The organism is Marinimicrobium hydrolyticum, from assembly GCF_030848505.1.
Lineage (GTDB): Bacteria > Pseudomonadota > Gammaproteobacteria > Pseudomonadales > Cellvibrionaceae > JAVDDU01.
Window position 1 is genome coordinate 62,224 of the sequence record NZ_JAVDDU010000011.1, and the last position, 26,021, is coordinate 88,244.

Below are 26,021 nucleotides of genomic sequence, written 5' to 3' on the forward strand. Positions count from 1 at the left end.
GAATAAAACAGAGTCAGGCTCTGTCATGAGATATAAGAGGTAGCCTATGAAACGTGTTGTAGTTACCGGCATGGGCATTGTGTCCTGTTTGGGAAATGATACATCGTCGGTATTGGAAGCACTGCGCAGCGGCCGCTCAGGCATTAAGTTTCAGGAAGCGTACCAAGAAATGGGATTTCGCAGCCACGTCGCAGGGTCTGTGGATATCGACCTGAAAGAGTGTATTGATCGCAAGATATTGCGCTTTATGGGCGACGCAGCCGCGTTTTCGTACATTTCCATGGAACAGGCGATCGCGGACGCTGGCCTGGACGAATCATTGGTATCCAATGAGCGCACCGGCATCATCATGGGCTCCGGTGGCGCCTCCTCCAAGAACCTGGTGGAAGCCTCAGACATCCTTCGGGAAAAAGGCTTGAAGCGCGTGGGGCCTTACCGGGTCACTCAAACCATGGGAAGCACCACCTCAGCCTGCTTGGCTACACCTTTCAAGATTCGCGGACTCAACTATTCCATCTCTTCGGCGTGTGCGACCAGCGCGCACTGTATTGGCAGTGCGATGGAGCAGATTCAGCTGGGCAAGCAGGACATCGTTTTCGCCGGCGGCGGTGAAGAGGAGCACTGGACCCTAACGTGCTTGTTCGACGCCATGGGTGCCCTCTCTACCAAATACAATGACACCCCGGAAAAGGCTTCTCGCGCCTACGACGCCCAGCGTGACGGCTTCGTCATCGCCGGTGGTGGCGGTTGCTTGGTACTGGAAGAGTTGGAACACGCCAAAGCACGCGGCGCAAAAATTTACGCAGAAGTTGTCGGTTACGGCGCCAACTCCGATGGCTACGATATGGTCGCACCCTCCGGCGAAGGTGCTGTGCGCTGCATGCAACAAGCATTGGCCACCACGCAAGGCGATGTCGACTACATCAACGCCCACGGCACCAGCACCCCCGTTGGGGACTTGGCTGAACTCAAGGCCGTTCGCGCCACATTTGGCGACAAAATTCCGCCCATCAGCTCCACCAAATCTCTTACCGGCCACTCCCTAGGGGCCACTGGCGTTCAGGAAGCGATTTATTCATTGCTGATGATGCAGAACAACTTCATCTGTGCTTCAGCGAATGTCGATGAGCTCGATAGTGAGGCTGCGGATGTCCCCATCGTTACTGAACGACGGGACAATGTGCGTCTGGAGCGAGTGATGTCCAATAGCTTCGGATTTGGCGGCACCAACGCTTGCCTGGTGTTCCAACGCCTGGATTAAACCTGTCGCCGGTGTCCCGCGCCTCCCGCAAGCCGGGGGGCGGCGGATCAACCCCTCTGAGAATGAGCCGCTAATCAGCGGCTCTGCTCATGGTGCCATTGCTTAATCAGCGGCACCAGGCTGGGGCGCCAGGAACGCGCCTGAATGCCGAAGTTATCCCGGGCTTTATGGCAGCTCAGTACTGCACTGACCGGCTCAGTCTCAGGTAACTGATCAATACGCTCTACACTTGGCGGCTCCGCCAAAAAGTCCAACTGCTGTAGACTGTGTATCACTTGCTCGGCAAATTCTGCGTGGGTACAGGCATCACTGCTGCAATAGTGCATCACGCCCCAATTCTCAGCGCCGCAACAAATTTGTTTCGCCATCGCGACGGCTACCCGTGCCGCATCCGAGAAAGCTGTGGGAGCACCGCGCAGGCGAGTGTTCACCTGGACCGGTTCGCCACTCATAAGCTGCTTGAGTAAGCGCGTCAGCGGATTGTCCCCATAACTCCCCAGCACCCAGCTCAAGCGCAGGACGATATGCCGCGGCAACAGCTGCAAAGCCTGCTCCGCCGCCAGGAAACTTTGCCCCGCGTCACTATTCGGTACCGGTGCATCCTTCTCACTGTGACGACTTTTGTTGTCACAGCCAAATACCCGATAACTGGAAAAATGAATGAGGGGCACGGCACCGGGCTGGCAGGCCGCCGCCAGATTTGCGGCCGCCTTAGGCAGGAGCTCGAGTTGATCGGGTCGCGGGTCCACCGCCCAGCCCAGGGTATTGATGACTATATCGGGCTTCAATGTATGGATGTAGTCGGCCACCGCCCCGGCCTGAGTCCAGTCCAGAGCGTTTGCAGAGGATACCACGAGATTGAACGACTCTCGCTCGAGCTCGTGTTCAAGCGCGGGACCCAGGGCGTTGGTAGCGTCAGTCAACAGTAGTTTCAAGGAAAAAACCGATTCCAAATGCAGTGGTCTATAGAGGCTGCCTGCCGCTCCGGGTTAAAACGGGATGTCGTCATCAAAGCTATCAAAACCGCCAGCTGGCGGCTGAGGCTGTTGAGACTGCTGTTGCTGTTGCGGCTGTTGCTGACGCGGCTGGCCTTGCCCTTGGTTTGCACTTTGAGGCTGAGGCGCTGATTGGTCGTAATTGCCATAGCCAGCGCTTTCGCCACCGCGGCTGTCGAGCATCTGCATCTCGCTCGCGACGATCTCAGTGGTGTAACGGTCTTGGCCATCCTGCCCCTGCCATTTGCGGGTGCGCAGTGAGCCCTCAACATACACCTTGCTGCCTTTCTTGAGATACTCGCCGGCAATTTCCGCAAGGCGGTTGAAAAACACCACGCGATGCCATTCGGTACGCTCTTGTGGCTGGCCAGTTTGTTTATCTTTCCACGTTTCCGACGTCGCCAGATTGACGTTGGTTACCGCACCCCCCGAGGGCATGTAGCGGGTCTCCGGGTCCTGCCCCAGATTACCGATAAGAATTACCTTGTTAATACCCCGAGCCATAGCAATTTCCTCCATCTCCAGCCATTCATTAGGCGGCTGGCAAGTTATAATAATGGGCCTTTCTAAACGAACGCGGCGAGTCTAATTTGGAGCAGGTGAACCTATATACCCTAAACGCCGATCAATGCACCAGCTTACACCAGCTGAGCCTCAGAGCCTAGCGGACAGCTTCACTGGGGATCAAACTGGCAACCACTTGGTCGAGCTGGGAGCGGTCCAGCTCGCGGGGATCGACCTTCAGATAAGCCGTACCCTCAGCGGGGATGACCACCACTTCTACCACCCCTGGTTGATCTCTGAGTCGTTCGGATAACACCTCCACGGGTTGCCCCTGCAAAGGGATTAACAAACTGGCGAGAAAGCGCGGTGGGCGCATAAACAACGCCACCAGCCACCACAGCAATGCCAACCCGGCGCACACCGTCAAGACCGCAGCAATGTCCCAGTTCTGCCACAACCAGCCACCCATAACACCGCCCGCAAACGCTCCCGCGAATTGGCAGGTGGAATAGATCCCAGTGGCCGTCCCCTTACCCCCAGCGGGAGCGATTTTACTCACCAGAGACGGCAAAGTGGCTTCCAGCAGATTGAAGGCCATGAAAAAGCCAAACAGTGCCAGTAGCGTCAACGGTAGGCTGGTTCCCGCGCCCAGAAGGGAGAGTACCGCCAGCCCTAACAGGGCAATCGCACCCAAAAATACTGGCTTCATCTTACGGCGCCGCTCGGCGACGATAATAAACGGGAGCATGGCAATAAAGGCACCTACCAACAGGGGCAAGTACACCAACCAGTGCCGCTCCCGCGTCAGCCCCAAGTCCTGCTCAAGCATCTGAGGGACGACTATGAAGCTTGCCATGAGTACCAGGTGCAATACGAAAATGCCCAGATTTAAACGCATCAGTTCCGGGTTTTTTAAGGTGCTCACAAGCAGTGCGGGTACAGCTCCAGATTCGTAACGGGGTCGAGCTCTAGCGGGGCTCGGCACCACCTGCCAGACCAGGTAGATCCCCACCAGCCCGAGAGCGGCGGTAACCCAGAAAATAGCGGCCATCCCCCCCCAAGCTGCCAACAGTGGGCCGAGCACCAACGCCAAGGAAAAGGATGCACCAATTGACGCGCCGATTACCGCCATGGCTTTGGTTCGGTTTTCATCCGCCGTCAGGTCGGCCAGCAAAGCCATGACCGCTGCTGCAATGGCGCCAGCTCCCTGCAGGATACGACCCGCGATCAACTCCGCCATGGTGTCAGCCTGTGCCGCCAACATACTCCCCAAAGTGAAGATCAATAAGCCAGCAATAATTACCGGCTTGCGCCCGATACGGTCAGAAAGCACGCCAAAAGGAATCTGCAACAGTGCCTGACTGAACCCATAGGCACCCAAGGCGACGCCGAGCAAGAACGGGCTGCTGCCGCTGTAGTCATCACCGTAAAGCGCCAGCACGGGCAACACCATGAATAGGCCCAGCATGCGGAACGCATAGAGCGACGCCAGGGAGGCCACAACACGGCGTTCAAAGGGGGCGTTGGCGACAAATTGCACGACTCGGGCGACTCCTGAGTGTTCTTTATAAACGGAGGCGGATTCTACCACAGCAGTCGCACCGATCATCCCACCGCGCGCTTTAAACCGACAACGACATTCCACCTCTCAGAGCTTGCCGGTTGTGCGTATAATGGTGAGTTTTGCTGTCTGGGTGTTAGTGAATGGATAAAATCCTTGTCAGGGGTGCGCGCACCCACAATCTTAAGAATGTCGACCTGGATATCCCCCGCGACAAGCTGGTGGTGATCACAGGCTTGTCTGGCTCGGGGAAATCCTCCCTGGCCTTCGACACCCTGTATGCGGAAGGACAGCGGCGTTATGTTGAGTCGCTATCCACTTACGCCCGACAGTTTTTGTCCATGATGGAAAAGCCCGACGTGGACCATGTGGAGGGCCTAAGCCCCGCCATCTCCATTGAACAAAAGTCCACTTCGCACAACCCTCGCTCCACAGTCGGCACCATTACTGAGATTTACGATTACCTGCGCCTGCTGTTCGCCCGAGTGGGGGAGCCCCGCTGCCCATTGCACGGGGAGCCTCTGAAGGCGCAAACCGTGAGTGAGATGGTGGATACCGTCTTGGCTATGCCGGAAGGCACCAAACTGATGCTGCTTGCGCCCGTAGTGCGCGACCGAAAAGGTGAGCACTTGCACACCTTCGAGCAACTGAAACGCGACGGTTTCATACGCGCCCGGGTCGACGGCATTCTGGTGGATTTGGACGATGTCCCCGAGCTGGATAAGAAAAAGAAACACAGCATTGATGTGGTTGTGGATCGCTTCAAGGTTAGGCCCGATTTGCAACTACGCCTGTCGGAATCGTTTGAAACGGCGCTGGGAATTACCGAAGGATTGGCCGGCATCAGCTTTATGGATGGCGAGCAGGCTGACCGGGTATTCTCAGCCAAGCACGCTTGCCCTGTGTGTGACTACAGTTTAAGCGAACTAGAGCCGCGCCTGTTTTCCTTTAACAACCCCGCCGGCGCCTGCCCCACGTGCGACGGCTTAGGTATGAAGCAGTTCTTCGACGAGACGCGCGTAGTGTTGTTTCCCGATGCGTCGCTATCCGAAGGGGCGATTCGCGGCTGGGACAAACGGAATATTTACTATTTTCACATGCTGGCGTCTCTGGCCGCGCACTACGGATTTGACGTCGATACACCCTGGAACAAATTGAAAGCTGAGCATCGTAAAGCCGTGCTGTATGGTTCCGGCGACCAAGAGCTCGACTTCAGCTACGTCAATGAGCGGGGCGACTTGTACCAGCGCCGCCACACCTTCGAAGGGGTGCTGCCCAATATGGAGCGCCGCTATCGGGACACCGAATCATCCATGGTGCGCGAAGAGCTGGGCAAGTATATGTCTTCCCAGCCCTGCCCCGATTGTGGTGGCGCGCGCCTGCGCTCAGAGGCTCGAAATGTGTTTGTGGATGAGCGCACCCTGCCGGAGATCACCGACCTATCCGTAGGGGAGGCGGAAGATTATTTTACTCAGCTTACTTTCACCGGCAGCAAAGCAGAAATAGCCGAAAAAATTCTCAAAGAGTTACGCGAGCGCTTCCAGTTCCTCGTGGATGTGGGCTTGAACTACCTCACCTTAAGCCGCAGTGCGGACAGCTTGTCTGGCGGTGAAGCGCAACGCATTCGCTTGGCCAGCCAAATCGGCGCCGGATTAGTCGGTGTTATGTATATTCTCGACGAACCCTCGATTGGCCTGCACCAGCGTGATAATGAGCGCTTACTTCGAACACTCACCCACTTACGCGACATCGGCAACACGGTGATTGTTGTTGAGCACGACGAAGATGCCATCCGCCAGGCTGACCACGTCATCGACATAGGGCCAGGAGCCGGCGTGCACGGCGGGGAGATTATCGCCCAGGGTGATGTGCAAGCCATTATGAATGCGCCGGAGTCGATCACCGGTCAGTATTTAACAGGAACACGCCAGATTGCCATTCCGTCCCAACGCCTGCCAATGGACCCCGATAAGGTTCTACGTTTGAAGGGGGCTCGTGGCAACAACCTACAAAACGTCACGCTGGAGCTCCCGGTGGGGTTAATGACCTGCGTCACCGGCGTTTCCGGCTCCGGCAAATCGACCCTCATCAATGCCACGCTCTACCCTTTGGCGGCGACCGAACTCAACGGTGCCACCACACTAAAGGCGGCAGAACATGATAGCGTCGAGGGCATGTCACTGTTCGACAAATGTGTGGATATCGACCAGAGCCCCATCGGCCGAACGCCTCGGTCAAATCCCGCCACTTACACAGGCATCTTTACGCCGGTACGTGAACTCTTTGCCGGCACACAAGAGGCGCGCTCCAGAGGCTATAAGCCAGGTCGCTTTAGCTTCAATGTCAAAGGTGGCCGCTGCGAAGCCTGTCAGGGTGATGGTGTAACCAAAGTGGAAATGCATTTTCTACCCGATGTGTTCGTACCCTGCGACGTGTGCAAAGGTAAGCGCTACAACCGGGAAACCTTAGAAGTGAAATATAAGGGGAAAAGCATCCATGATGTCCTAGACCTGACAGTGGAGGACGCGCGTGAATTCTTTGACCCCATACCGGCCGTAGCCAACAAACTACAAACCTTAATGGATGTGGGACTGTCCTACATACGCTTGGGGCAGGCAGCGACGACGCTGTCAGGCGGGGAAGCACAAAGGGTCAAGCTGGCTCGAGAATTGTCCAAGCGCGATACCGGTCAAACGCTCTACATCCTGGACGAGCCCACCACCGGCCTTCACTTTTACGACATCGAACAGCTACTGGCGGTACTGCATCGACTGCGGGACCACGGCAACACCGTGGTGGTGATTGAGCACAACCTGGACGTCATCAAAACCGCCGACTGGGTGATAGATTTGGGACCTGAAGGGGGTAGCGGTGGCGGTCAAATCATTGCCAGCGGGACACCGGAACAGGTCGCCAGCCAACCCCAGTCCTACACCGGACAGTTTCTTAAGCCGATTCTGAACGCCAAGCCTTCTGCGAAAAGAAAGTCGCCCGTGCGCAAAGCCGTCAAACCGAAGGCATAAAGAAGGCATAAAAAAGCCAGGCTCGATGGCCTGGCTTTTTTATGAACACCACCCACTAGGGGATGGCTAACAGCTATTTACTCTGCTGCTTCAGTCTTCGGCTCACTGGTTTCCTCAGTCGCCTCAACCACCGGACGATCCACCAGCTCGACGTACGCCATAGGCGCTTTGTCGCCGGCACGGAAACCGCACTTCAAAATACGAATGTACCCACCTGGGCGGTTCTCGTAACGCTTACCCAGATCGCTGAACAACTTACCCACAGCCTCTTTGCTCTGCAGACGGCTAAACGCCAGGCGGCGATTAGCCACGCTGTCGTTCTTGGCCAAAGTAATCAGAGGCTCGGCAACCCGGCGCAACTCTTTGGCTTTTGGTAAAGTGGTCTTAATCAGCTCGTGCTCAACCAAAGACGCAGTCATGTTGCGAAACATGGCTTTGCGATGAGAACTGTTACGATTCAGTTGACGGCCACTATGACGATGACGCATGACGCTAAATCCTTCACAAATGATCGCTTCACAGCGATCGCGTTAATCGCCGGCCGTAGCCGGCAAACAAATCATTAAGTCAGTCTTCGTTTCTCAAGCTGGCCGGGGGCCAGTTTTCCAAACGCATACCGAGAGACAAACCGCGCGAAGCGAGTACGTCTTTGATCTCGGTAAGAGACTTCTTACCCAAGTTTGGTGTCTTCAACAGCTCCACCTCAGTGCGCTGAATCAGGTCACCAATATAATAGATGTTCTCGGCCTTGAGGCAGTTGGCTGAGCGAACGGTCAGTTCCAGATCATCCACCGGACGCAATAGAACTGGATCAATCGCCTCTTCCTTCTGCACTGGAGTCGACTGTTTGTCGGCTTCCAGGTCTACGAACACAGCAAGCTGCTGCTGCAGGATCGTAGCGGCACGTCGAATCGCCTCTTCGGGATCAACTGTACCGTTGGTTTCCAGCTCAAGAATCAACTTATCCAAGTCGGTACGCTGCTCAACCCGCGCGCTTTCCACAGAGTAAGCCAAACGGCGTACTGGGCTGAAGGAAGCATCTAACTGCAGGCGGCCGATGGCTCGAGTCTCGTCTTCTTCCTGACGGCGGCTATCAGCTGGCTGATAACCTCGACCACGAGATACGGTCAAGCGCATATTGAGCTCTGTGCTGCTGGTAATGTTCGCGATGACCAGCTCTGGATTCTTCACCTCAATATCGTGATCGAGCTGAATATCCGCCGCGGTCACGGCACCTGGACCCTTCTTGCTCAGAGTCAGGACCGCTTGATCCTTACCGTGCATAACAACAGCCAAATTCTTCAGGTTGAGCAGGATCTCAATAACATCTTCCCGCACACCTTCGATATCGCTGTACTCATGCAAAACGCCGTCGATCTCTACTTCAGTTACGGCACAGCCGGCCATTGAGGACAGCAAGATACGCCGCAGTGCGTTGCCCAAAGTATGTCCAAAGCCACGCTCTAGCGGTTCCAGGACCACACGCGCGTGATTGGGACTGTTTTCGGTCACGTCGATATGACGCGGAGTCAAAAATTCGTTTACTGCAGTCTGCATAGCCACACCTGTTAGCGGTTAGTCCCTTATTTAGAGTAAAGCTCTACAATGAGGTTCTCGTTAATTTCAGCTGGCAAATCGCTGCGATCAGGAACTCGGGTAAAAACGCCTTCTTTCTTATCTGCGTTCACGTCAACCCACTCAACCTCACCGCGTTGCCCCGCGAGGGTCAGTGCGTTTTGGATACGCAGTTGATTTTTGGCCTTCTCACGCACGGTAATTACGTCGCCTTCCTTCACTTGGTAGGATGCAACATTTACCGTAGCTCCGTTAACGCTAATGGCCTTGTGAGACACCATCTGGCGTGACTCAGCGCGCGTGGAACCAAAGCCCATGCGGTATACCACGTTGTCGAGTCGAGTTTCCAGGAGCTTGAGCAGGTTTTCACCGGTTGCACCTTTACGTCTCGCTGCCTCTTTGTAGTAGCTGCGGAACTGCTTTTCCATAATGCCGTAGGTGCGGCGTACTTTCTGTTTTTCCCGCAACTGAACGCCGTAATCCGACAATCGACCGCGACGCTGGCCGTGTTGACCCGGAGCCGTTTCCAGTTTGCATTTTGAGTCCAGCGCACGAGCGCCACTCTTCAGGAAGAGGTCAGTACCCTCCCGGCGGGATAATTTACAAGTTGGTCCAATATAACGTGCCATTCTCTAATTCCCCTTACACTCGACGTTTCTTGGGTGGACGACAGCCGTTGTGTGGAATCGGCGTCACGTCGACAATGTTGGTTATCTTGTAACCAGCATTATTCAGAGCCCTAACCGCAGATTCGCGACCGGGACCGGGGCCTTTCACTTCAACGTCGAGGTTTTTCAAACCATACTCTTTGGCAGCTTCACCCGCACGTTCGGCGGCTACCTGAGCAGCAAACGGGGTGCTTTTGCGTGAACCGCGGAACCCGGAGCCGCCGGAAGTGGCCCAGCTCAAGGTATTACCCTGACGGTCAGTGATCGTGACAATCGTGTTGTTAAAAGAAGCGTGGATGTGGGCTACCCCGTCCACCACCGTCTTTTTGACCTTCTTCTTCGTGGTCTTATTACTTGGCTTCGCCATAGCAATCTCTTCCTAACCTGTTGTTACTGTATTGAATGACAGACCGCTAGCCGCTTACTTACGAATCGGCTTACGGGGCCCTTTACGGGTTCTGGCGTTAGTCTTAGTGCGCTGACCATTAACCGGCAGGCTACGACGGTGGCGCAAGCCACGGTAGCAACCCAAGTCCATCAGACGCTTGATATTCATAGACACAACACGACGCAAGTCACCCTCTACAGTGAACTTACTGACTTCCGAACGGATGGATTCCAGCTGCTCTTCCGACAATGAGCCAAGCTTGGCATCTTCCGGAATACCCGTGGCGGCACAGATTTTCTGTGCCGTAGTACGGCCTACTCCGAAAACGTAAGTCAGAGATACAACCGCGTGTTTGTGGTCTGGTATGTTTACACCAGCAATACGGGCCATTCAAAATACTCCAGTAACACAAAAATTGTAGCGTTGACGGTAAATAGACGCCACCCAACACCCCGAAAAGGCGCGCAAGGATAGCGATAAAATTACCAAAAATCAATAGCCTGAGAATTTCTCCTCAAACGACAGTCAACGCCCCCTTTCTTCTACAGCAGTTTCACTGCTGGATTCTTACCAGAAAGCCAGCACGAAGCTGGCCCCCGGCTCGCCGTAGAAACGGCTTGATTTGTCTTAGCCTTGACGCTGCTTGTGGCGCGGCTCAGCGGAGCAGATTACCCGCAGAACGCCATTGCGCCGAACCATTTTGCAGTTCCGGCAGATCTTTTTTACAGAAGCACGAACTTTCATGATCCTACCCCAACACCGGGTTTAGCGAGCGTTTCCGCTGCCGAACCCTTTTAAGTTTGACTTCTTCATCAACGATTCGTACTGATGAGACATCAGGTGTGACTGAACCTGGGACATAAAGTCCATTACCACGACCACCACGATCAGCAGCGAGGTACCACCTAAATAGAAGGGCACGTTGGCCGCAACTACCAGGAACTGGGGCATCAAGCACACCGCGGACATATAGACAGCACCGACCACCGTGAGGCGTGTTAGAACACTGTCAATATACTTTGCCGACTGCTCTCCGGGACGAATCCCCGGTATATAAGCACCGGACTTTTTCAAATTCTCGGCCACTTCTTTCGGGTTAAACATCAACGCCGTGTAGAAGAAGCAGAAAAATGAAATCAACCCCGCAAACAACAGGATGTGCAAAGGTTGTCCAGGGCCAATAGCCAAGGATATCTCTTGCAGCAGGTTGCTGGCGAAGCCTTCACCCTCGCCGCCAGCCCATTGGGCTATAGACGCGGGAAACAGCAAAATACTGCTGGCAAAAATGGCCGGGATTACGCCCGCCATATTGATCTTCAGCGGCAGATGGCTGGTTTGCTGGGCGTACGCGGTACGACCTTGCTGTCGCTTGGCGTAGTTTACCGTGATACGACGCTGACCGCGTTCGATTTTCACAATACCCCAAACCACGGCCAGAGCAACAATGCCAATGACCAGCAAGAACAGCAGGTGTAGATCACCCTGGCGTGCGCTCTCAAAAGCCTGGCCAATGGCCCCTGGCAAGCCGGCAACAATCCCGGCAAAGATCAGCATGGAAATACCGTTACCAACGCCTTTCTCAGTGATCTGCTCACCAAGCCACATCATGAACACTGCCCCTGTAACCAGGGTAGTCACTGCCACGAAGTAAAAAGCAAACCCTGGCTCACCGCCGTAGGCAAAGCCAGAAAAACTTACCGCCATGGCCATTGCCTGGATGGTGGCAAGGAACACCGTACCGTAACGCGTATACTGGTTAATCTTACGACGCCCAGCATCGCCTTCTTTCTTCAGTTGCTCTAGAGACGGCGTCACTGCAGTCATTAACTGCATAATAATAGACGCCGAAATATAGGGCATGATCCCAAGAGCGAGAATACTCATCCGCTCTAACGCGCCACCGGAAAACATATTAAACAGACCAAGAATGGTTCCCTGGTTCTGTGTAAACAAGTTTGCGATGCGCTCTGGGTCCAACCCGGGTACCGGAATGTGGGTACCGATCCGATACACGACAATTGCCAGGAACAGAAAGCGAAGGCGAGCCCAAAGCTCGCCTAACCCTTTATTACTTCCTAACGGCATAGTTCCGGGAGTTGCCATTGGCACCTCTTACTCTTCAATTTTCCCGCCAGCGGCTTCGATAGCAGCCCTGGCGCCCTTGGTTACTGCAAGACCCTTGACAGTTACCGCTTGTTTTAGCTCCCCGGAAGCGAAGATCTTAGCTCGCTTGATACCAGAACCGATCACGTCAGCCTGCTTCAAGGTCTCCAGATCGATAACGCCACCCTCCACTTTATTCAGCTCGGACAACCGCACTTCTGCAGTAACCCGGCCGATGCGGGAGGAGAAACCAAATTTCGGCAGACGCTTCTGCAAAGGCATTTGACCGCCTTCGAAACCGGGCTTCACGGTACCGCCTGAGCGAGACTTCAAACCTTTGTGGCCGCGACCAGCAGTTTTACCCAGGCCACTACCGATACCACGACCCACGCGCTTTTTGCTGTGCGTGCTGCCGGGGGCGGGACTCAGCGTATTAAGACGCATGTTACTCTCCCTCTACCTTAACCAGATAGTTAACTGTGTTAATCATGCCACGAACTGAGGGAGTGTCTTCCACCTCAACAGTGTGGTTAATTCGGCGCAAGCCCAAACCGGTAACGCAAGCCTTGTGGTTCTTCAACCGGCCAGCTGTGCTCCGAACCTGGGTCACTTTAATCATCTTCTTAGCCATGGTCGTGTTCCGCTATCAATATAACTGTCGCGTGCCAATTAATTCAGAATGTCTTCTACGCTTTTGCCGCGCTTCGCCGCTACGGCATAAGGAGAGGCCATGGTTTTCAGCGCGTTAAACGTGGCACGAACAACGTTCACCGGATTGGTAGAACCGTAGCACTTAGCCAAAACGTTCTGCACTCCGGCAATTTCCAGCACTGAGCGCATCGCGCCGCCGGCAATAACGCCGGTACCCTGAGAGGCGGGCTGCATAAACACTTTAGAGGCGCCATGACGACCCTTGGTGGCGTACTGCAGGGTATCGCCTTTCAACTCAACGTTGATCATGTTACGGCGAGCCGCTTCCATCGCTTTTTGAATGGCCACAGGTACTTCACGCGCCTTGCCACGACCAAAACCGACTTTACCGTTACCGTCACCGACAACTGTCAGGGCAGTAAAGGCGAAGATACGACCACCCTTTACCGTCTTAGCAACACGATTGACTTGAACCAGCTTTTCCTGGAAGCCTTCAGTGTTGCTCTCTTCTTTCTTAGCGTATGCCATATCTTAACCCTTAGAATTCCAGTCCAGCTTCACGCGCAGCGTCTGCCAGGGCCTTCACTCGGCCGTGATACCTAAAGCCACTGCGATCAAAGGCAACCCGCGAAACGCCGGCTGCTTTAGCGCGCTCGGCCACTAAGGCGCCGACCCCTTTAGCCGCATCAGCATTGCCAGTTTTACCGGCGCGCAGCTCTTTATCTAGAGTGGAGGCACTCGCAATTACGCGAGCGCCGTCTTCAGCAATTACTTGCGCGTATATATGCCGCGGAGTGCGGTGCACAGCCAGGCGATTCACGCCCAACTCACGAATCTTAGCTCGGGCACGACGCGCTCGGCGAAGACGAGATTGCTTCTTATCGCTCATATCCTGGCCCTACTTCTTCTTGGCTTCTTTACGACGTACTTGCTCATCAGCGTATCGGACGCCCTTGCCTTTATAAGGCTCTGGCTCACGCAATGCGCGAATTTCCGACGCTACCTGACCGAGCAGCTGCTTATCAGCGCTCTTAAGTACAATTTCTGTCTGGCTCGGAGTTTCGGCCTGTACACCCTCCGGGAGGGTATAACTAACAGGCTGCGAATAACCCAAAGACAGGTTTACAGTTTTACCCTCGACCTTTGCACGATAACCGACGCCGACCAGCTGGAGCTTTTGCTCAAAGCCTTTATCAACACCGACCACCATACCATTGACCAGCGCACGCATAGTGCCCGCCAATGCTCGAGACTGCTTGGCCCCATTCCGAGCGGAAAAGGTAAGAAGGTTATCTTCCTGCTTAACCTCTACCAGCTCATGAATGACCAGAGCCAACATACCATTGCTGCCTTTAACTGTAAGGTCTTGCCCTTGAAGGGTGACATTTACAGCAGCAGGTACTTCAACCGGACTGTTTGCAACTCGTGACATGACAACTTCCCATTAAAAAACTGTGCAGAGGACTTCGCCACCAACGCCTGCGGCGCGAGCGGCCCGATCAGTCATTACACCTTTACTGGTAGAGACGATCGCAACACCCAAACCACTGCGAACAGTCGGCAGCGTGTCTTTACCAGCATAACTGCGCAAACCGGGGCGACTGACACGATCCAACTCAGCGATAACCGGCTTACCCTCGAAATATTTCAACTCAATCGTCAACTCCGCCTTGGCTTCATCGTTCACCGAGAAGCCTTTGACATAGCCCTCGTCTTGGAGAACTTTGGCGACGCTGGCCTTCAACTTAGAGGAAGGCATTGAGACAGTGGCTTTGCCCACCTGCTGCGCATTGCGAATGCGGGTCAGCATATCTGCCAATGGATCTTGCATGCTCATCGAATTCTGCTCCTAAAATTATGCCGTGGGCTTACCAGCTGGACTTAACCAGGCCGGGGACGTCCCCACGCATGGCGGCTTCACGCAATTTATGCCGACACAAGCCGAATTTCCGATACACACCGTGCGGGCGACCAGTAACCCGGCAGCGATTACGCTGGCGGCTGGCACTGGCGTCGCGGGGCATCTTCTGCAATTTAATTTGCGCTTCCCAAACTTGCTCTTCCGTAGAAGCAGGATTAACAATAATTGCTTTCAGTTCAGCACGCTTGGCGGCGAACCTTTCGACCGTACGAGCACGTTTTACTTCCCGTGCCACCATAGATTTCTTAGCCATACGCTACCCTTAACCTTTGAACGGGAAGTTGAACGCTTTCAGCAAGGCGCGCCCTTCATCGTCGTTCCGTGCACTAGTGGTAATACAAATATCCAGACCGCGCAGTTTATCTACCTTGTCGTAATCGATCTCAGGAAAGATAATTTGCTCAGTCACGCCCATGGAGAAGTTGCCACGGCCATCAAACTGTTTCGGGCTGATGCCACGGAAGTCACGAATCCGCGGAATTGCAATGGACACCAGGCGGTCAAGGAATTCGTACATCCGATCCTGACGCAGGGTCACTTTGCAGCCAATCGGCCAGCCATCGCGGATCTTAAAGCCGGCAATAGAATTGCGAGCCTTGGTCACGATGGGCTTTTGACCACAGATCTTTTCCAGGTCACCAACGGCGTGATCCAGGATTTTCTTGTCGCCAACCGCTTCACCCACACCCATATTAATGGTGATCTTGGTGATCTTGGGGACTTCCATTACGTTCGCCAGACCTAACTCTTCTTTAAGTTTGGGTGCCAGCTCGTTACGATACTTTGCTTTTAGCCTAGCCATGTCTACTTACGCCTCTACGGCTTCGCCATTGGATTTGAAGACGCGAATCTTCTTATCGCCTTCAACTTTAAAGCCGACGCGATCCGCTTTTTTCGTTGCCGGGTTGTAGATGGCAACGTTTGAAGCTTGAATCGCCGCTTCTTTTTCGATGATTCCGCCGGGCACGCCCATTTGCGGATTCGGTTTTTGGTGCTTTTTGATCATGTTGACGCCGGAAACCATAAGGCGACCATCGGTCATTACACGGGTCACTTTCCCACGCTTGCCCTTGTCGCGACCGGCGATAACAATCACTTCGTCATCACGTTTAATCTTTCGCATCTGTCTGCCCTCGATTCTCCACACCAGCGTGCTTTAAAGCACTTCCGGCGCCAAAGAAATGATTTTCATGAACTTTTCGCCACGCAACTCGCGCGTCACAGGCCCAAAAATACGGGTTCCAACCGGAGCATCTTGGTTGTTCAGAAGCACAGCAGCATTGTCATCAAACTTGATCAATGAACCGTCCTGACGACGCACGCCTTTCTTAGTGCGTACAACCACCGCATTCATTACCTGTCCTTTCTTAACCTTACCGCGAGGTATGGCCTCTTTCACCGTCACTTTGATGATGTCGCCAACGGCGGCATAACGACGATGGGAGCCGCCAAGAACCTTGATGCACATGACCCGGCGGGCGCCGCTGTTGTCAGCGACATCCAGGTAACTTTCTGTTTGAATCATCGTCCGTCTCCGAAACTAATAGTCGCCTGAATCAGTTAGATTACAGTGGCGCGCTCTTCAATTTTCACCAACGCCCATGACTTGGTCTTGGACAGAGGACGAGATTCAGCGATTGTCACTAGGTCGCCAATCTTACACTCATTGCCTTCGTCATGCGCTTTAAGCTTTGATGACTTGCTCACGTACTTTCCGTACAGTTCGTGCTTAACACGGCGTTCGATCAGCACAGTGACAGTTTTGTCCATCTTGTTGCTGACCACTCGACCGGTCAGTGTACGAGCCAGTTTATCTGCCTGAGTCATCGTTAATTACCTGCCTTCTGTTTAAGCACCGTCTTGATTCGAGCAATATCTCTGCGATTCTGCCGCAGCAAGTGGGTCTGGCCCAACTGGCCAGTCGCCGCCTGCATGCGAAGCTTAAACTGCTCTTTCATTTGATCGAGCAGCTCGCTGTTCAATTCTTCAACGGTTTTTCGCTCGAGTTCTGAAGCTTTCATTACATCACCGACCGTTTTACGAATGTTGTAGTAATAGGCAGCTTAGCCGCGGCCAGTGAGAAAGCTTCCCGGGCGAGCTCTTCGCTCACACCGTCCATCTCATAGAGAACCTTCCCAGGGCGAATCTGTGCTACCCAATATTCAACGTTACCTTTACCTTTACCCTGACGAACTTCCAGAGGCTTCTCGGTAATGGGCTTATCCGGGAACACGCGGATCCAGATTTTACCGCCACGCTTAATGTGACGTGTCATCGCACGACGAGCCGCCTCAATTTGACGCGCCGTCAGACGACCCCGACCAGTTGCCTTCAAGCCAAAATCACCAAAGCTTACTTTGGAGCCACGATGGGCTAAGCCGCGGTTGCGGCCCTTCATTTGCTTGCGAAACTTCGTACGCTTTGGTTGCAGCATCTTGCGTACCCCTTACTTAGCTTTAGAGCCTTTTTTCTTAGGCGTAGCGTCAGCTTCAACTTCGTTGCCGATGACTTCGCCCTTGAAAATCCAAACTTTCACACCGATGATCCCGTAGGTAGTGGACGCTTCGGCCGCGGAGTAATCTATGTCCGCCCGCAGAGTGTGCAGGGGCACACGACCTTCACGATACCACTCGCTACGTGCAATCTCGGCACCACCCAGGCGACCACCCACCTGAATTTTGATACCTTCCGCACCCTGACGCATGGCGTTTTGAACGGCACGCTTCATGGCTCGGCGGAACATCACACGACGCTCCAGCTGTTGCGCAACATTTTGAGCCACAAGAGCAGCATCCAGATCAGGCTTACGAATCTCTTCGATATTGATGTGCACGGGCACACCCATTTGCCTGCTCACTTCAGCGCGCAACTTGTCGACATCCTCGCCCTTCTTGCCGATCACAATCCCCGGACGAGCCGTATGAATAGTGATGCGAGCAGTATTGGCTGGCCGCTCAATATCGACGCGACTAACGGATGCACTGGCCAACTTTTTCAAGATGTAGGCGCGCACGCTCAAATCGTTGTTTAGTTTGTCTGCATAGTTATCATCGCCGGCATACCATATAGAGGTGTGCTTCTTGACGATACCCAGACGAATACCTGTCGGATGTACTTTCTGACCCATAACGCCTGCTCTCTTACTGGTCGGCTACTTTTACGGTGATATGACAAGTGCGCTTAAGGATGCGATCAGCCCGACCTTTGGCGCGCGGCTTGATACGCTTCATATGCAAGCCCTCATCGACAAAGATCGTAGAAACCTTCAACTCGTCAACATCAGCGCCTTCGTTATGCTCTGCATTGGCAATCGCAGACTCAAGCACTTTCTTAATCAACGCAGCGCCCTTCTTCGGGCTAAAGGCCAAAAGGTCAAGAGCCTCTTCTACGCCTTTCCCGCGAATCTGATCGGCCACCAGGCGCGCTTTCTGCGCTGACAGGCGAGCACCGCTCAATTTTGCTGCTACTTCCATCGTGTTACCTCGTAGGCACTTAAGCGCTTAGCGCTTCTTAGCTTTCTTATCTGCAACATGGCCCCGATACGTGCGGGTGGCTGCAAATTCGCCCAGTTTATGTCCAACCATCTCTTCGTTAACCAGAACTGGCACGTGCTGACGACCGTTATGCACCGCGAGGGTCAGACCCACCATTTCCGGCATAACCATCGAGCGCCGCGACCAAGTTTTGATTGGACGACGATCATTACTTTCGATCGCTGTTTCGACCTTCTTTATCAGGTGAAGATCGATAAAAGGACCTTTCTTCAGTGAACGTGGCACTGTTGCTTCCTCACTCAGCTGGTAGATTGTCGCTTATTTCTTAGTGCGACGACGTACTATCATCTTAGTAGTGCGCTTATTCTTGCGCGTTTTGTAGCCCTTGGTGGGCGTACCCCATGGAGATACTGGGTGACGGCCACCAGAAGTGCGACCCTCACCACCACCGTGCGGGTGATCCACCGGGTTCATGGCTACACCACGAACCGTAGGGCGAACACCGCGCCAGCGCTTAGCACCGGCCTTACCCAGAGAACGCAAGCTGTGCTCGCTATTGGACACTTCGCCCAATGTCGCCCTGCACTCAACCAGAACCTTACGAGTCTCACCACTACGCAAGCGCAAGGTGGCGTGACTGCCATCTCTAGCCACCAGGCTAGCAGAGGCACCAGCAGAGCGAGCAATCTGCGCACCCTTGCCCGGCTTCAACTCTACGCAATGCACAATACTGCCCAGGGGCACGTTGCGCAAAGGCAAGGTATTGCCAGCTTTAATCGGAGCAGCCTCACCGGACTGAATCTGATCGCCGGCAGCGACACCTTTAGGGGCGATAATGTATCTACGCTCACCATCGGCATAACAAACCAGAGCAATATAAGCGGTACGATTCGGATCGTACTCAATGCGCTCTACGGTTGCCGGAATTCCGTCTTTGTTACGACGAAAATCAATCATCCGGTAGTGCTGCTTGTGACCACCACCAACATGACGGGTAGTGATTCGACCACCGCTATTGCGGCCGCCAGTTTTCGATTTTTTTTCCAACAGCGGCGCGTATGGCGCCCCTTTGTGCAAGTCCGGATTAACGACACTTACGACAAAGCGGCGACCGGGCGAGGTTGGTTTACGTTTTACAATAGCCATTGCAACAATCCTCTTACTCAGCTACCGCAAAGTCGATATCCTGACCCTGCTCGAGACGAACGTATGCTTTTTTCCAGTCACTGCGTCTGCCAACACCAAAACGGGTACGCTTGGTCTTACCCTTGACGTTTAGGACACGCACTTGCTCAACTTTTACATCGAACAACGCCTGAACAGCATGCTTAATTTCTAGCTTGGTGGCATCCGGCAAAACTTTGAACACCACTTGGTTGCCAGCCTCGGAAGCCATGGAAGCTTTTTCGGACACTACCGGGCCCAGCAACACTTTATAGATACGCTCACGGTTCATGCCAGAATCTCCTCGAATTTTTTCAGGGCCGGAACAGTCATCACGACCTTGTCGAACCCGACCAGGGATACTGGATCGACGCCTTGAACATCACTCACTGCAACTTTATGAAGGTTGCGGGAAGCCAAGTAAAGGTTCTCACTAACTTCTTCTGTCACAATCAACGCCTCAGACAGGTCGAACTGAGCAAGCTTCTGCACCAGATCTTTGGTCTTGGGGGCTTCGAGCTCGAAGGCCTCAACCACAACCAAACGCTCTTGGCGATTCAGTTCGGACAGAATGCAGCGCAGCGCCGCCCGATACATTTTCTTGTTCAGCTTTTGCTCAAAATCCCGAGGCTTAGCAGCAAACGTCACACCACCTGAACGCCAGATGGGGCTGCGAATGGTGCCAGCACGAGCGCGACCGGTACCCTTTTGGCGCCAGGGCTTCTTACCGCCACCGGACACTTCTGCGCGAGTTTTCTGCGCCTTGGTACCCTGACGTGCGCCGGCCATGTAAGCCACCACTGCCTGATGCACCAAGTCTTGATTAAATTCTTTACCGAAAGCTACCTCAGACACGCTTACCGTACCTTTGGCGCCACCGGGAGTCACAATATTTAATTCCATGGTCGTTTCTCCTCGGACATTAACCGTTACTGCGCGCTTTGACTGCCAGACGCACGATGACGTCACTACCGGGAGCACCAGGTATCGCCCCCTTTACCAGCAGTAAATTACGCTCAGCATCGACCCTGACCACCTCTAGATTCTGAACGGTGACCCGCTCGGAACCCATGTGACCAGCCATCTTTTTGCCCTTAAAGACACGACCCGGAGTCTGACATTGTCCGATAGAACCGGGCGCACGATGAGAAAGTGAGTTACCGTGGGTCGCGTCTTGCATGGAAAAATTCCAACGCTTTACGACACCGGCAAAACCTTTACCCTTGGAAGAGCCGGTAACGTCGATTTTCTGTCCCGCCTCAAAAGCGTCCACAGTAATCTCGCCACCAACTTCAAAAGCTTCTTGATTGTCGTTACGCAATTCCCACAAACCGCGACCTGCTTCAGCATTAGCTTTAGCGAAGTGGCCGGCAAGGGGCTTGCCAACGCGTGAGGCACGACGAGACCCTACGGTGACCTGCACAGCAGAGTAACCGTCGGTTTCTACATTCTTGACCTGGGTGATGCGATTGGGAGAAACCTCAATCACAGAAACAGGAATGGAAACACCATCATCGGTAAATATACGAGTCATGCCGCTCTTGCGGCCGACAATACCAATCGTCATGTTGCTAACCTCTCAGTGTACGGGGCTTTTACCCGCTATGGCCGCCCATTTCAGAGCGTTACACAGCTTGGCCACACCTGCGACCAAGCCTTAACATTTACTAGCCGAGACTAATTTGCACCTCTACACCCGCAGCCAAATCCAGCTTCATCAGGGCATCGACAGTTTTTTCAGTAGGCTCTACAATATCCAGCAAACGCTTGTGTGTACGAATCTCATACTGATCACGGGCATCTTTGTTAACGTGCGGCGAAATCAGTACAGTGAAGCGCTCTTTGCGAGTCGGCAGCGGAATCGGTCCCCGCACCTGGGCACCTGTGCGCTTTGCGGTCTCAACAATTTCCTGTGTGGAGGCATCGATGAGCTTATGATCAAAGGCCTTCAGGCGAATCCGAATGCGTTGATTCTGCATGTGAACCAAACTCCAATAATATACTTTAAAGAACAATCCAAATCGGCTGTGATCCGAGCTTGGCCCGATGATCCCCTGCAAAATGGAGGCGCAATTCTAATGGCGGACCCGATGCCTGTCAAGGGAAATACCAAAGACTGGCCTAAATATTTACTTGTCCGCCAAAAAACATTAAAAATCAGAAAGTTACATAAAAAAAGGGCCTCCACAGAGGCCCTTTTTCCGGCATAGCCAGATTTACTCGATAATCTTAGCTACCACGCCCGCACCTACGGTACGGCCACCTTCGCGAACTGCGAAGCGCAAACCGTCTTCCATGGCGATGGGGTGAATCAGAGTGACGTCCATTTTGACGTTGTCACCCGGCATAACCATTTCTACGCCCTCAGGCAGCTCACAAGCGCCTGTTACGTCGGTGGTGCGGAAGTAGAACTGCGGACGATAGCCTTTGAAGAACGGGGTGTGACGACCACCTTCTTCTTTAGACAGTACGTACACTTCGGCTTCAAACTTAACGTGCGGCTTCACTGAGCCGGGCTTGACCAATACTTGGCCACGCTCAACTTCGTCGCGCTTGGTGCCGCGCAGCAACACACCCACGTTTTCACCGGCACGACCTTCGTCGAGCATTTTGCGGAACATTTCCACACCGGTACAAACGGTTTTGGTGGTGTCTTTCAGGCCCACGATCTCGAGCTCTTCACCGACTTTAACGATGCCACGCTCAACACGACCGGTCACAACGGTACCGCGACCAGAGATGGAGAATACGTCTTCTACGGGCATCAGGAATGGCTGATCAATAGCGCGCTCGGGCTCGGGGATGTAAGCATCCAGAGTCTCAACCAGCTTTTTAACAGCGGTGGTGCCCAGCTCGTTGTCGTCTTCGCCGTTCAGGGCCATCAAGGCAGAACCGGCAATGATCGGAGTGTCGTCGCCTGGGAACTCGTAGGTCTCGAGCAGCTCACGCAGCTCCATTTCCACCAGCTCCAGCATTTCGTTGTACTCGTCGGTACCAACACCGCCACAGTCTTCAGCCAGCAAGTCGGCTTTGTTCAGGAATACGACGATAAAAGGAACGCCTACCTGACGAGACAGCAGGATGTGCTCGCGAGTTTGCGGCATGGGGCCATCGGTGGCACCACAAACCAGAATAGCGCCGTCCATTTGAGCGGCACCGGTGATCATGTTTTTCACGTAGTCGGCGTGACCCGGGCAGTCCACGTGTGCGTAGTGACGCGTGGGCGAGTCATATTCCACGTGGGAGGTGGCGATAGTGATACCGCGCTCACGCTCTTCCGGGGCATTGTCGATACCGTCGAAGGCCACGGCTGCACCGCTACCCCAAACTTCGTGACACACGCGGGTCAGCGCCGCGGTCAGGGTGGTTTTACCGTGGTCTACGTGACCGATGGTGCCCACGTTGACGTGGGGCTTCTTCCGCTCAAACTTCTCTTTAGCCACTGTATTAATCCTCTAAATTAGCAAATCAACAATTAGTCTTTAGCCACTTGGCTCTTGGCAATCACTTCGTCGGCAACGTTACGAGGCGCTTCGGCGTAGTGCAGGAACTCCATGGTGTACGTAGCACGACCCTGGGTAGCGGAACGCAGGTCGGTCGCGTAACCGAACATCTCGGCCAGCGGCACCTCAGCGTTCACAATCTTACCCATGCCCACGCTTTCTTCCATACCCAAAATAATGCCGCGACGACGGTTGAGATCACCCACCACGTCACCCATGTTCTCTTCGGGTGTTACAACTTCCACCTTCATCATTGGCTCTAGCAAAACGGCGCCGCCTTGCTGGGCCAACTTCTTGGTCGCCATGGACGCAGCAATTTTAAAGGCCATCTCGTTGGAGTCAACATCATGGAACGAACCGTCGTACAGGGTCGCCTTAAGGCCCAGGAGCGGGTAACCAGCCAGAACACCGTTCTGCATCTGCTCTGCAATACCTTTTTGGACGGCCGGAATGTACTCTTTGGGTACGGTACCGCCAACGATTTCGTTCACGAACTGCAAACCTTCCGCATCGGCATCTTCGCCCGGCGCAAAACGGATCCAGACGTGACCGTACTGACCGCGACCACCGGATTGACGCACAAACTTGCCTTCGATTTCACAGGTATTCTGAATCCGCTCACGGTAAGCCACTTGCGGCTTACCGATATTGGCTTCTACCTTGAACTCGCGACGCATGCGGTCAACGATAATGTCCAGGTGCAACTCACCCATACCGGAAATAATGGTTTGGCCAGTTTCTTCGTCAGTCTTAACCTGGAAGGAGGGATCTTCCTGAGCCAACTTACCCAACGCCACACCCATTTTTTCTTGGTCAGCTTTAGTTTTGGGCTCAACAGCCACAGAAATGACCGGATCCGGGAATTCCATGCGCTCCAGAGTGATGACATTGTTGACGTCACACAGGGTGTCCCCAGTGGTTACGTCTTTCAGGCCTACAGCAGCAGCGATATCACCGGAAAGTACTTCTTTAATCTCTTCCCGGTTGTTGGCGTGCATTTGCACCATACGACCAACACGCTCTTTCTTGCTCTTAACCGGGTTGTAAACGGAGTCACCAGAATTCAGCTTGCCCGAATACACACGGAAGAAGGTCAGCGTGCCCACAAAGGGGTCAGTAGCGATCTTAAATGCCAAGGCCGAAAAGGGAGCATCGTCGTCCGCTTCCCGCACCGCCACAGTATCTTTACCGTCGTCCAGAATACCTTCGATAGCACGCACCTGGTTTGGAGCGGGCAGATACTCGATAACCGCATCCAATACGGCTTGCACGCCCTTGTTCTTAAAGGCGGATCCACCCAGCACCAAAACAATTTCGTTGGCCAGGGTGCGCGCGCGAAGACCGAATTTGATCTCCTCAACCGTCAGCTCACCACCTTCCAGGTACTTTTCCATCAGCTCTTCGCTGCCTTCAGCAGCCGCCTCAATCAGGTTTTCGCGCAACTCGTCGCACGTGTCCTTAATATCAGCCGGGATGTCGCCATACTCAAAGGTCATACCCTGGTCCGCTTCGCTCCAGAGGATGGCTTTCATCAGCACCAGATCGACGACACCTTTAAAATCTTCTTCGCTACCAATGGTCATTTGAATGGGGACAGCCGTGGCACCCAAACGGGTTCTCAGCTGCTCGACCACACGCAAATAGTTGGCACCGGTACGGTCCATTTTATTGACGAACACCATGCGTGGCACTTCGTACTTGTTGGCCTGACGCCACACAGTCTCGGTCTGAGGCTGAACACCAGAGGAGCCACACAGCACGACTACCGCTCCATCGAGAACCCGCAGAGAACGCTCAACTTCAATGGTAAAGTCAACGTGTCCCGGCGTATCGATGATGTTCACGCGATGCTCATCGAACTGCTGCTGCATACCACTCCAGAAACAGGTGGTAGCGGCTGAAGTGATGGTGATCCCACGCTCCTGCTCTTGCTCCATCCAGTCCATAGTGGCGGCACCCTCGTGCACCTCACCCAACTTGTGCGACAGACCGGTATAAAACAAGACGCGCTCGGTAGTTGTCGTTTTACCAGCGTCAACGTGGGCACATATACCGATGTTGCGGTAGCGTGCGATAGGAGTTTTACGTGCCACGGCTGTATCTCCAATATTGCAAATTCGTAATAAAGTAAAAAGGCAGCGTGATGCTGCCTCCTTACTCACATCACACAACCCTTAGAAGCGGAAGTGTGAGAAAGCCTTGTTGGCTTCGGCCATGCGATGAACGTCTTCACGCTTGCGCACCGCGTTGCCCTTGCCCTGTGACGCATCCATCAGCTCACCGGCCAAACGCTGGGGCATGGATTTTTCACCGCGGTTACGCGAGAAATCCACCAACCAGCGCATCGCCAGAGCGGTACGACGAGAGGGGCGTACTTCTACCGGAACCTGGTAGGTCGCGCCACCCACACGGCGGGATTTCACTTCCACCAGCGGCGCGATGTTTTCCAGCGCCTCATCGAACACCTCGATGGGGTCACGATTGCTCTTGGCCTTAACTTCGGCCAGCGCACCGTAGACAATTTTTTCGGCAACAGATTTCTTACCACTGATCATTACGTGGTTCATAAATTTCGCCAGGGTTACATTGCCGTATTTCGGATCCGGCAAAATCTCGCGCTTGGCGACAACTCTTCTTCTTGGCATGTTAATAGCCTCTCTTCAGGAATGACCCAAGACGAAAGCCTGATTACCGGCTTTGCTTGGCCTTACTCGGTTCTCACTGGCTGACGGCCAGCTTAGCTCCGAAAACGTAGTCCAGTAAGCTGCGCTTACTTAGGACGCTTGGTACCGTATTTGGAACGACCCTGCTTACGGTTGCTGACACCAGAGGTATCCAGCGAACCACGCACGGTGTGATAACGAACACCCGGCAAGTCTTTTACACGACCGCCGCGAATCAGCACCACGCTGTGCTCCTGCAAGTTGTGCCCTTCACCACCAATATAGGAAGAAACTTCAAAACCGTTGGTCAAACGCACACGGCATACTTTCCGTAGCGCTGAGTTCGGCTTTTTCGGGGTGGTGGTATAAACGCGGGTACAGACACCGCGCTTTTGCGGGTTGCCTTGCAGAGCAGGTACATCGCTCTTTTGAACCTTACGTTTTCTCGGCTTACGAACCAACTGGTTGATCGTTGCCATGAAAATAAACTCCACAAAAATAAAAACGCCTTCCCGGGAAGGCCAGATTAAAGGGATCGGAAACTCCC

Annotated in this window: 37 protein-coding genes; 2 read left to right on the forward strand and 35 right to left on the reverse strand. The window is 53.9% G+C overall.

All coding sequences use genetic code 11. The features are described from left to right. Positions 1 to 46 precede the first annotated feature (46 nt). Positions 47 to 1,261: a beta-ketoacyl-ACP synthase I gene (gene fabB, locus RBH33_RS15690; protein ID WP_306733168.1), complete on the forward strand. Its 1,215-nt coding sequence runs from the start codon at positions 47 to 49 to the stop codon at positions 1,259 to 1,261. Between the two features lie 74 nt (positions 1,262 to 1,335). Here the strand turns inward: fabB and RBH33_RS15695 are convergent, their stop codons facing one another. The 3 genes from RBH33_RS15695 to RBH33_RS15705 all read right to left on the reverse strand — a co-directional run bounded on the left by RBH33_RS15695 (position 1,336) and on the right by RBH33_RS15705 (position 4,369). After that, positions 1,336 to 2,196, reverse strand: a complete 861-nt coding sequence (locus tag RBH33_RS15695; RefSeq protein ID WP_306733169.1) for a sugar nucleotide-binding protein — start codon at positions 2,194 to 2,196, stop codon at positions 1,336 to 1,338. A gap of 54 nt (positions 2,197 to 2,250) precedes the next feature. Continuing rightward, positions 2,251 to 2,760: a single-stranded DNA-binding protein gene (ssb, locus tag RBH33_RS15700; RefSeq protein WP_306733170.1), complete on the reverse strand. Its 510-nt coding sequence runs from the start codon at positions 2,758 to 2,760 to the stop codon at positions 2,251 to 2,253. A 157-nt stretch (positions 2,761 to 2,917) separates the two neighbouring features. After that, the gene (locus RBH33_RS15705; protein ID WP_306733171.1) at positions 2,918 to 4,369 is read right to left on the reverse strand and encodes an MFS transporter; all 1,452 of its coding nucleotides are present in this window, start codon (positions 4,367 to 4,369) and stop codon (positions 2,918 to 2,920) included. Positions 4,370 to 4,464: 95 nt separating this feature from the next. Between RBH33_RS15705 and uvrA the strand changes: the two genes are divergently transcribed. Beyond that, positions 4,465 to 7,344 (forward strand): excinuclease ABC subunit UvrA, encoded by a 2,880-nt coding sequence (uvrA, locus tag RBH33_RS15710; protein WP_306733172.1) that lies wholly within the window; start codon positions 4,465 to 4,467, stop codon positions 7,342 to 7,344. A 77-nt stretch (positions 7,345 to 7,421) separates the two neighbouring features. On the opposite strand, the gene rplQ is transcribed toward uvrA, so the two are convergent. The 32 genes from rplQ to rpsL form a co-directional block, all read right to left on the reverse strand. Next, the gene (gene rplQ / locus RBH33_RS15715) at positions 7,422 to 7,832 is read right to left on the reverse strand and encodes a 50S ribosomal protein L17 (protein ID WP_306733173.1); all 411 of its coding nucleotides are present in this window, start codon (positions 7,830 to 7,832) and stop codon (positions 7,422 to 7,424) included. Positions 7,833 to 7,911: 79 nt separating this feature from the next. Further along, positions 7,912 to 8,901 carry a DNA-directed RNA polymerase subunit alpha gene (locus RBH33_RS15720; protein ID WP_306733174.1) on the reverse strand — a complete coding sequence of 330 codons (990 nt, stop codon included), beginning with the start codon at positions 8,899 to 8,901 and terminating at the stop codon, positions 7,912 to 7,914. A 26-nt stretch (positions 8,902 to 8,927) separates the two neighbouring features. Then, the gene (gene rpsD / locus RBH33_RS15725; protein ID WP_306733175.1) at positions 8,928 to 9,548 is read right to left on the reverse strand and encodes a 30S ribosomal protein S4; all 621 of its coding nucleotides are present in this window, start codon (positions 9,546 to 9,548) and stop codon (positions 8,928 to 8,930) included. Between the two features lie 13 nt (positions 9,549 to 9,561). Next, positions 9,562 to 9,954, reverse strand: a complete 393-nt coding sequence (rpsK, locus tag RBH33_RS15730) for a 30S ribosomal protein S11 (RefSeq protein ID WP_306733176.1) — start codon at positions 9,952 to 9,954, stop codon at positions 9,562 to 9,564. Between the two features lie 54 nt (positions 9,955 to 10,008). Then, on the reverse strand, positions 10,009 to 10,365 hold the full coding sequence (gene rpsM / locus RBH33_RS15735) for a 30S ribosomal protein S13 (protein ID WP_306733177.1): 357 nt from the start codon (positions 10,363 to 10,365) through the stop codon (positions 10,009 to 10,011). A gap of 237 nt (positions 10,366 to 10,602) precedes the next feature. Continuing rightward, the gene (gene rpmJ / locus RBH33_RS15740) at positions 10,603 to 10,719 is read right to left on the reverse strand and encodes a 50S ribosomal protein L36 (protein WP_111643354.1); all 117 of its coding nucleotides are present in this window, start codon (positions 10,717 to 10,719) and stop codon (positions 10,603 to 10,605) included. A 21-nt stretch (positions 10,720 to 10,740) separates the two neighbouring features. Beyond that, the gene (gene secY / locus RBH33_RS15745; RefSeq protein WP_306733178.1) at positions 10,741 to 12,078 is read right to left on the reverse strand and encodes a preprotein translocase subunit SecY; all 1,338 of its coding nucleotides are present in this window, start codon (positions 12,076 to 12,078) and stop codon (positions 10,741 to 10,743) included. A gap of 9 nt (positions 12,079 to 12,087) precedes the next feature. Next, entirely contained in the window at positions 12,088 to 12,522 is a 435-nt protein-coding gene (gene rplO, locus RBH33_RS15750) for a 50S ribosomal protein L15 (RefSeq protein WP_306733179.1), read from the reverse strand. Between the two features lies 1 nt (position 12,523). Next, positions 12,524 to 12,709 (reverse strand): 50S ribosomal protein L30, encoded by a 186-nt coding sequence (gene rpmD, locus RBH33_RS15755; RefSeq protein ID WP_306733180.1) that lies wholly within the window; start codon positions 12,707 to 12,709, stop codon positions 12,524 to 12,526. Positions 12,710 to 12,747: 38 nt separating this feature from the next. Continuing rightward, on the reverse strand, positions 12,748 to 13,257 hold the full coding sequence (gene rpsE / locus RBH33_RS15760) for a 30S ribosomal protein S5 (protein ID WP_306733181.1): 510 nt from the start codon (positions 13,255 to 13,257) through the stop codon (positions 12,748 to 12,750). A gap of 10 nt (positions 13,258 to 13,267) precedes the next feature. Beyond that, complete coding sequence (gene rplR / locus RBH33_RS15765) at positions 13,268 to 13,618, reverse strand: 50S ribosomal protein L18 (protein WP_306733182.1); 351 nt, start codon at positions 13,616 to 13,618, stop codon at positions 13,268 to 13,270. Between the two features lie 9 nt (positions 13,619 to 13,627). Next, a complete protein-coding gene (gene rplF, locus RBH33_RS15770) occupies positions 13,628 to 14,161 on the reverse strand; it encodes a 50S ribosomal protein L6 (RefSeq protein WP_306733183.1) in 534 nt (177 codons plus the stop codon). 12 nt (positions 14,162 to 14,173) lie between these two features. Then, positions 14,174 to 14,566, reverse strand: coding sequence for a 30S ribosomal protein S8 (gene rpsH, locus RBH33_RS15775; protein ID WP_306733184.1), 393 nt, complete (start codon positions 14,564 to 14,566; stop codon positions 14,174 to 14,176). 31 nt (positions 14,567 to 14,597) lie between these two features. Then, the gene (gene rpsN, locus RBH33_RS15780; protein ID WP_306733185.1) at positions 14,598 to 14,903 is read right to left on the reverse strand and encodes a 30S ribosomal protein S14; all 306 of its coding nucleotides are present in this window, start codon (positions 14,901 to 14,903) and stop codon (positions 14,598 to 14,600) included. Positions 14,904 to 14,912: 9 nt separating this feature from the next. Then, positions 14,913 to 15,452: a 50S ribosomal protein L5 gene (gene rplE, locus RBH33_RS15785; protein ID WP_306733186.1), complete on the reverse strand. Its 540-nt coding sequence runs from the start codon at positions 15,450 to 15,452 to the stop codon at positions 14,913 to 14,915. Between the two features lie 6 nt (positions 15,453 to 15,458). Further along, a complete protein-coding gene (gene rplX / locus RBH33_RS15790) occupies positions 15,459 to 15,773 on the reverse strand; it encodes a 50S ribosomal protein L24 (protein WP_306733187.1) in 315 nt (104 codons plus the stop codon). Between the two features lie 33 nt (positions 15,774 to 15,806). Beyond that, complete coding sequence (gene rplN / locus RBH33_RS15795; RefSeq protein WP_306733188.1) at positions 15,807 to 16,175, reverse strand: 50S ribosomal protein L14; 369 nt, start codon at positions 16,173 to 16,175, stop codon at positions 15,807 to 15,809. A gap of 35 nt (positions 16,176 to 16,210) precedes the next feature. Beyond that, positions 16,211 to 16,477, reverse strand: a complete 267-nt coding sequence (gene rpsQ, locus RBH33_RS15800) for a 30S ribosomal protein S17 (protein WP_306733189.1) — start codon at positions 16,475 to 16,477, stop codon at positions 16,211 to 16,213. Between the two features lie 2 nt (positions 16,478 to 16,479). Then, on the reverse strand, positions 16,480 to 16,671 hold the full coding sequence (gene rpmC, locus RBH33_RS15805) for a 50S ribosomal protein L29 (RefSeq protein ID WP_306733190.1): 192 nt from the start codon (positions 16,669 to 16,671) through the stop codon (positions 16,480 to 16,482). Continuing rightward, entirely contained in the window at positions 16,671 to 17,084 is a 414-nt protein-coding gene (gene rplP / locus RBH33_RS15810) for a 50S ribosomal protein L16 (RefSeq protein ID WP_306733191.1), read from the reverse strand. Before rplP ends, rpmC begins: the two co-directional genes overlap by 1 nt. A gap of 12 nt (positions 17,085 to 17,096) precedes the next feature. After that, a complete protein-coding gene (gene rpsC / locus RBH33_RS15815) occupies positions 17,097 to 17,777 on the reverse strand; it encodes a 30S ribosomal protein S3 (RefSeq protein ID WP_306733192.1) in 681 nt (226 codons plus the stop codon). A 13-nt stretch (positions 17,778 to 17,790) separates the two neighbouring features. Then, positions 17,791 to 18,123 (reverse strand): 50S ribosomal protein L22, encoded by a 333-nt coding sequence (rplV, locus tag RBH33_RS15820; protein WP_306733193.1) that lies wholly within the window; start codon positions 18,121 to 18,123, stop codon positions 17,791 to 17,793. Positions 18,124 to 18,150: 27 nt separating this feature from the next. Continuing rightward, positions 18,151 to 18,429: a 30S ribosomal protein S19 gene (gene rpsS, locus RBH33_RS15825; RefSeq protein ID WP_306733194.1), complete on the reverse strand. Its 279-nt coding sequence runs from the start codon at positions 18,427 to 18,429 to the stop codon at positions 18,151 to 18,153. Positions 18,430 to 18,462: 33 nt separating this feature from the next. Continuing rightward, positions 18,463 to 19,290 (reverse strand): 50S ribosomal protein L2, encoded by an 828-nt coding sequence (gene rplB, locus RBH33_RS15830; RefSeq protein ID WP_306733195.1) that lies wholly within the window; start codon positions 19,288 to 19,290, stop codon positions 18,463 to 18,465. A 13-nt stretch (positions 19,291 to 19,303) separates the two neighbouring features. Then, positions 19,304 to 19,600, reverse strand: coding sequence for a 50S ribosomal protein L23 (gene rplW, locus RBH33_RS15835; protein WP_306733196.1), 297 nt, complete (start codon positions 19,598 to 19,600; stop codon positions 19,304 to 19,306). Then, positions 19,597 to 20,211 (reverse strand): 50S ribosomal protein L4, encoded by a 615-nt coding sequence (gene rplD, locus RBH33_RS15840; RefSeq protein ID WP_306733197.1) that lies wholly within the window; start codon positions 20,209 to 20,211, stop codon positions 19,597 to 19,599. The genes rplW and rplD overlap by 4 nt, the downstream gene beginning before the upstream one ends. A gap of 19 nt (positions 20,212 to 20,230) precedes the next feature. Continuing rightward, entirely contained in the window at positions 20,231 to 20,875 is a 645-nt protein-coding gene (gene rplC / locus RBH33_RS15845; RefSeq protein WP_306733198.1) for a 50S ribosomal protein L3, read from the reverse strand. Between the two features lie 100 nt (positions 20,876 to 20,975). Then, positions 20,976 to 21,287 carry a 30S ribosomal protein S10 gene (rpsJ, locus tag RBH33_RS15850; RefSeq protein WP_007644456.1) on the reverse strand — a complete coding sequence of 104 codons (312 nt, stop codon included), beginning with the start codon at positions 21,285 to 21,287 and terminating at the stop codon, positions 20,976 to 20,978. A 237-nt stretch (positions 21,288 to 21,524) separates the two neighbouring features. After that, complete coding sequence (gene tuf, locus RBH33_RS15855; RefSeq protein ID WP_306733199.1) at positions 21,525 to 22,751, reverse strand: elongation factor Tu; 1,227 nt, start codon at positions 22,749 to 22,751, stop codon at positions 21,525 to 21,527. Between the two features lie 32 nt (positions 22,752 to 22,783). After that, positions 22,784 to 24,904, reverse strand: a complete 2,121-nt coding sequence (gene fusA, locus RBH33_RS15860) for an elongation factor G (RefSeq protein WP_306733200.1) — start codon at positions 24,902 to 24,904, stop codon at positions 22,784 to 22,786. 81 nt (positions 24,905 to 24,985) lie between these two features. Continuing rightward, positions 24,986 to 25,456 carry a 30S ribosomal protein S7 gene (gene rpsG / locus RBH33_RS15865; protein ID WP_306733201.1) on the reverse strand — a complete coding sequence of 157 codons (471 nt, stop codon included), beginning with the start codon at positions 25,454 to 25,456 and terminating at the stop codon, positions 24,986 to 24,988. A gap of 125 nt (positions 25,457 to 25,581) precedes the next feature. Beyond that, positions 25,582 to 25,953, reverse strand: coding sequence for a 30S ribosomal protein S12 (rpsL, locus tag RBH33_RS15870; RefSeq protein WP_306733202.1), 372 nt, complete (start codon positions 25,951 to 25,953; stop codon positions 25,582 to 25,584). Positions 25,954 to 26,021 lie beyond the last annotated feature (68 nt).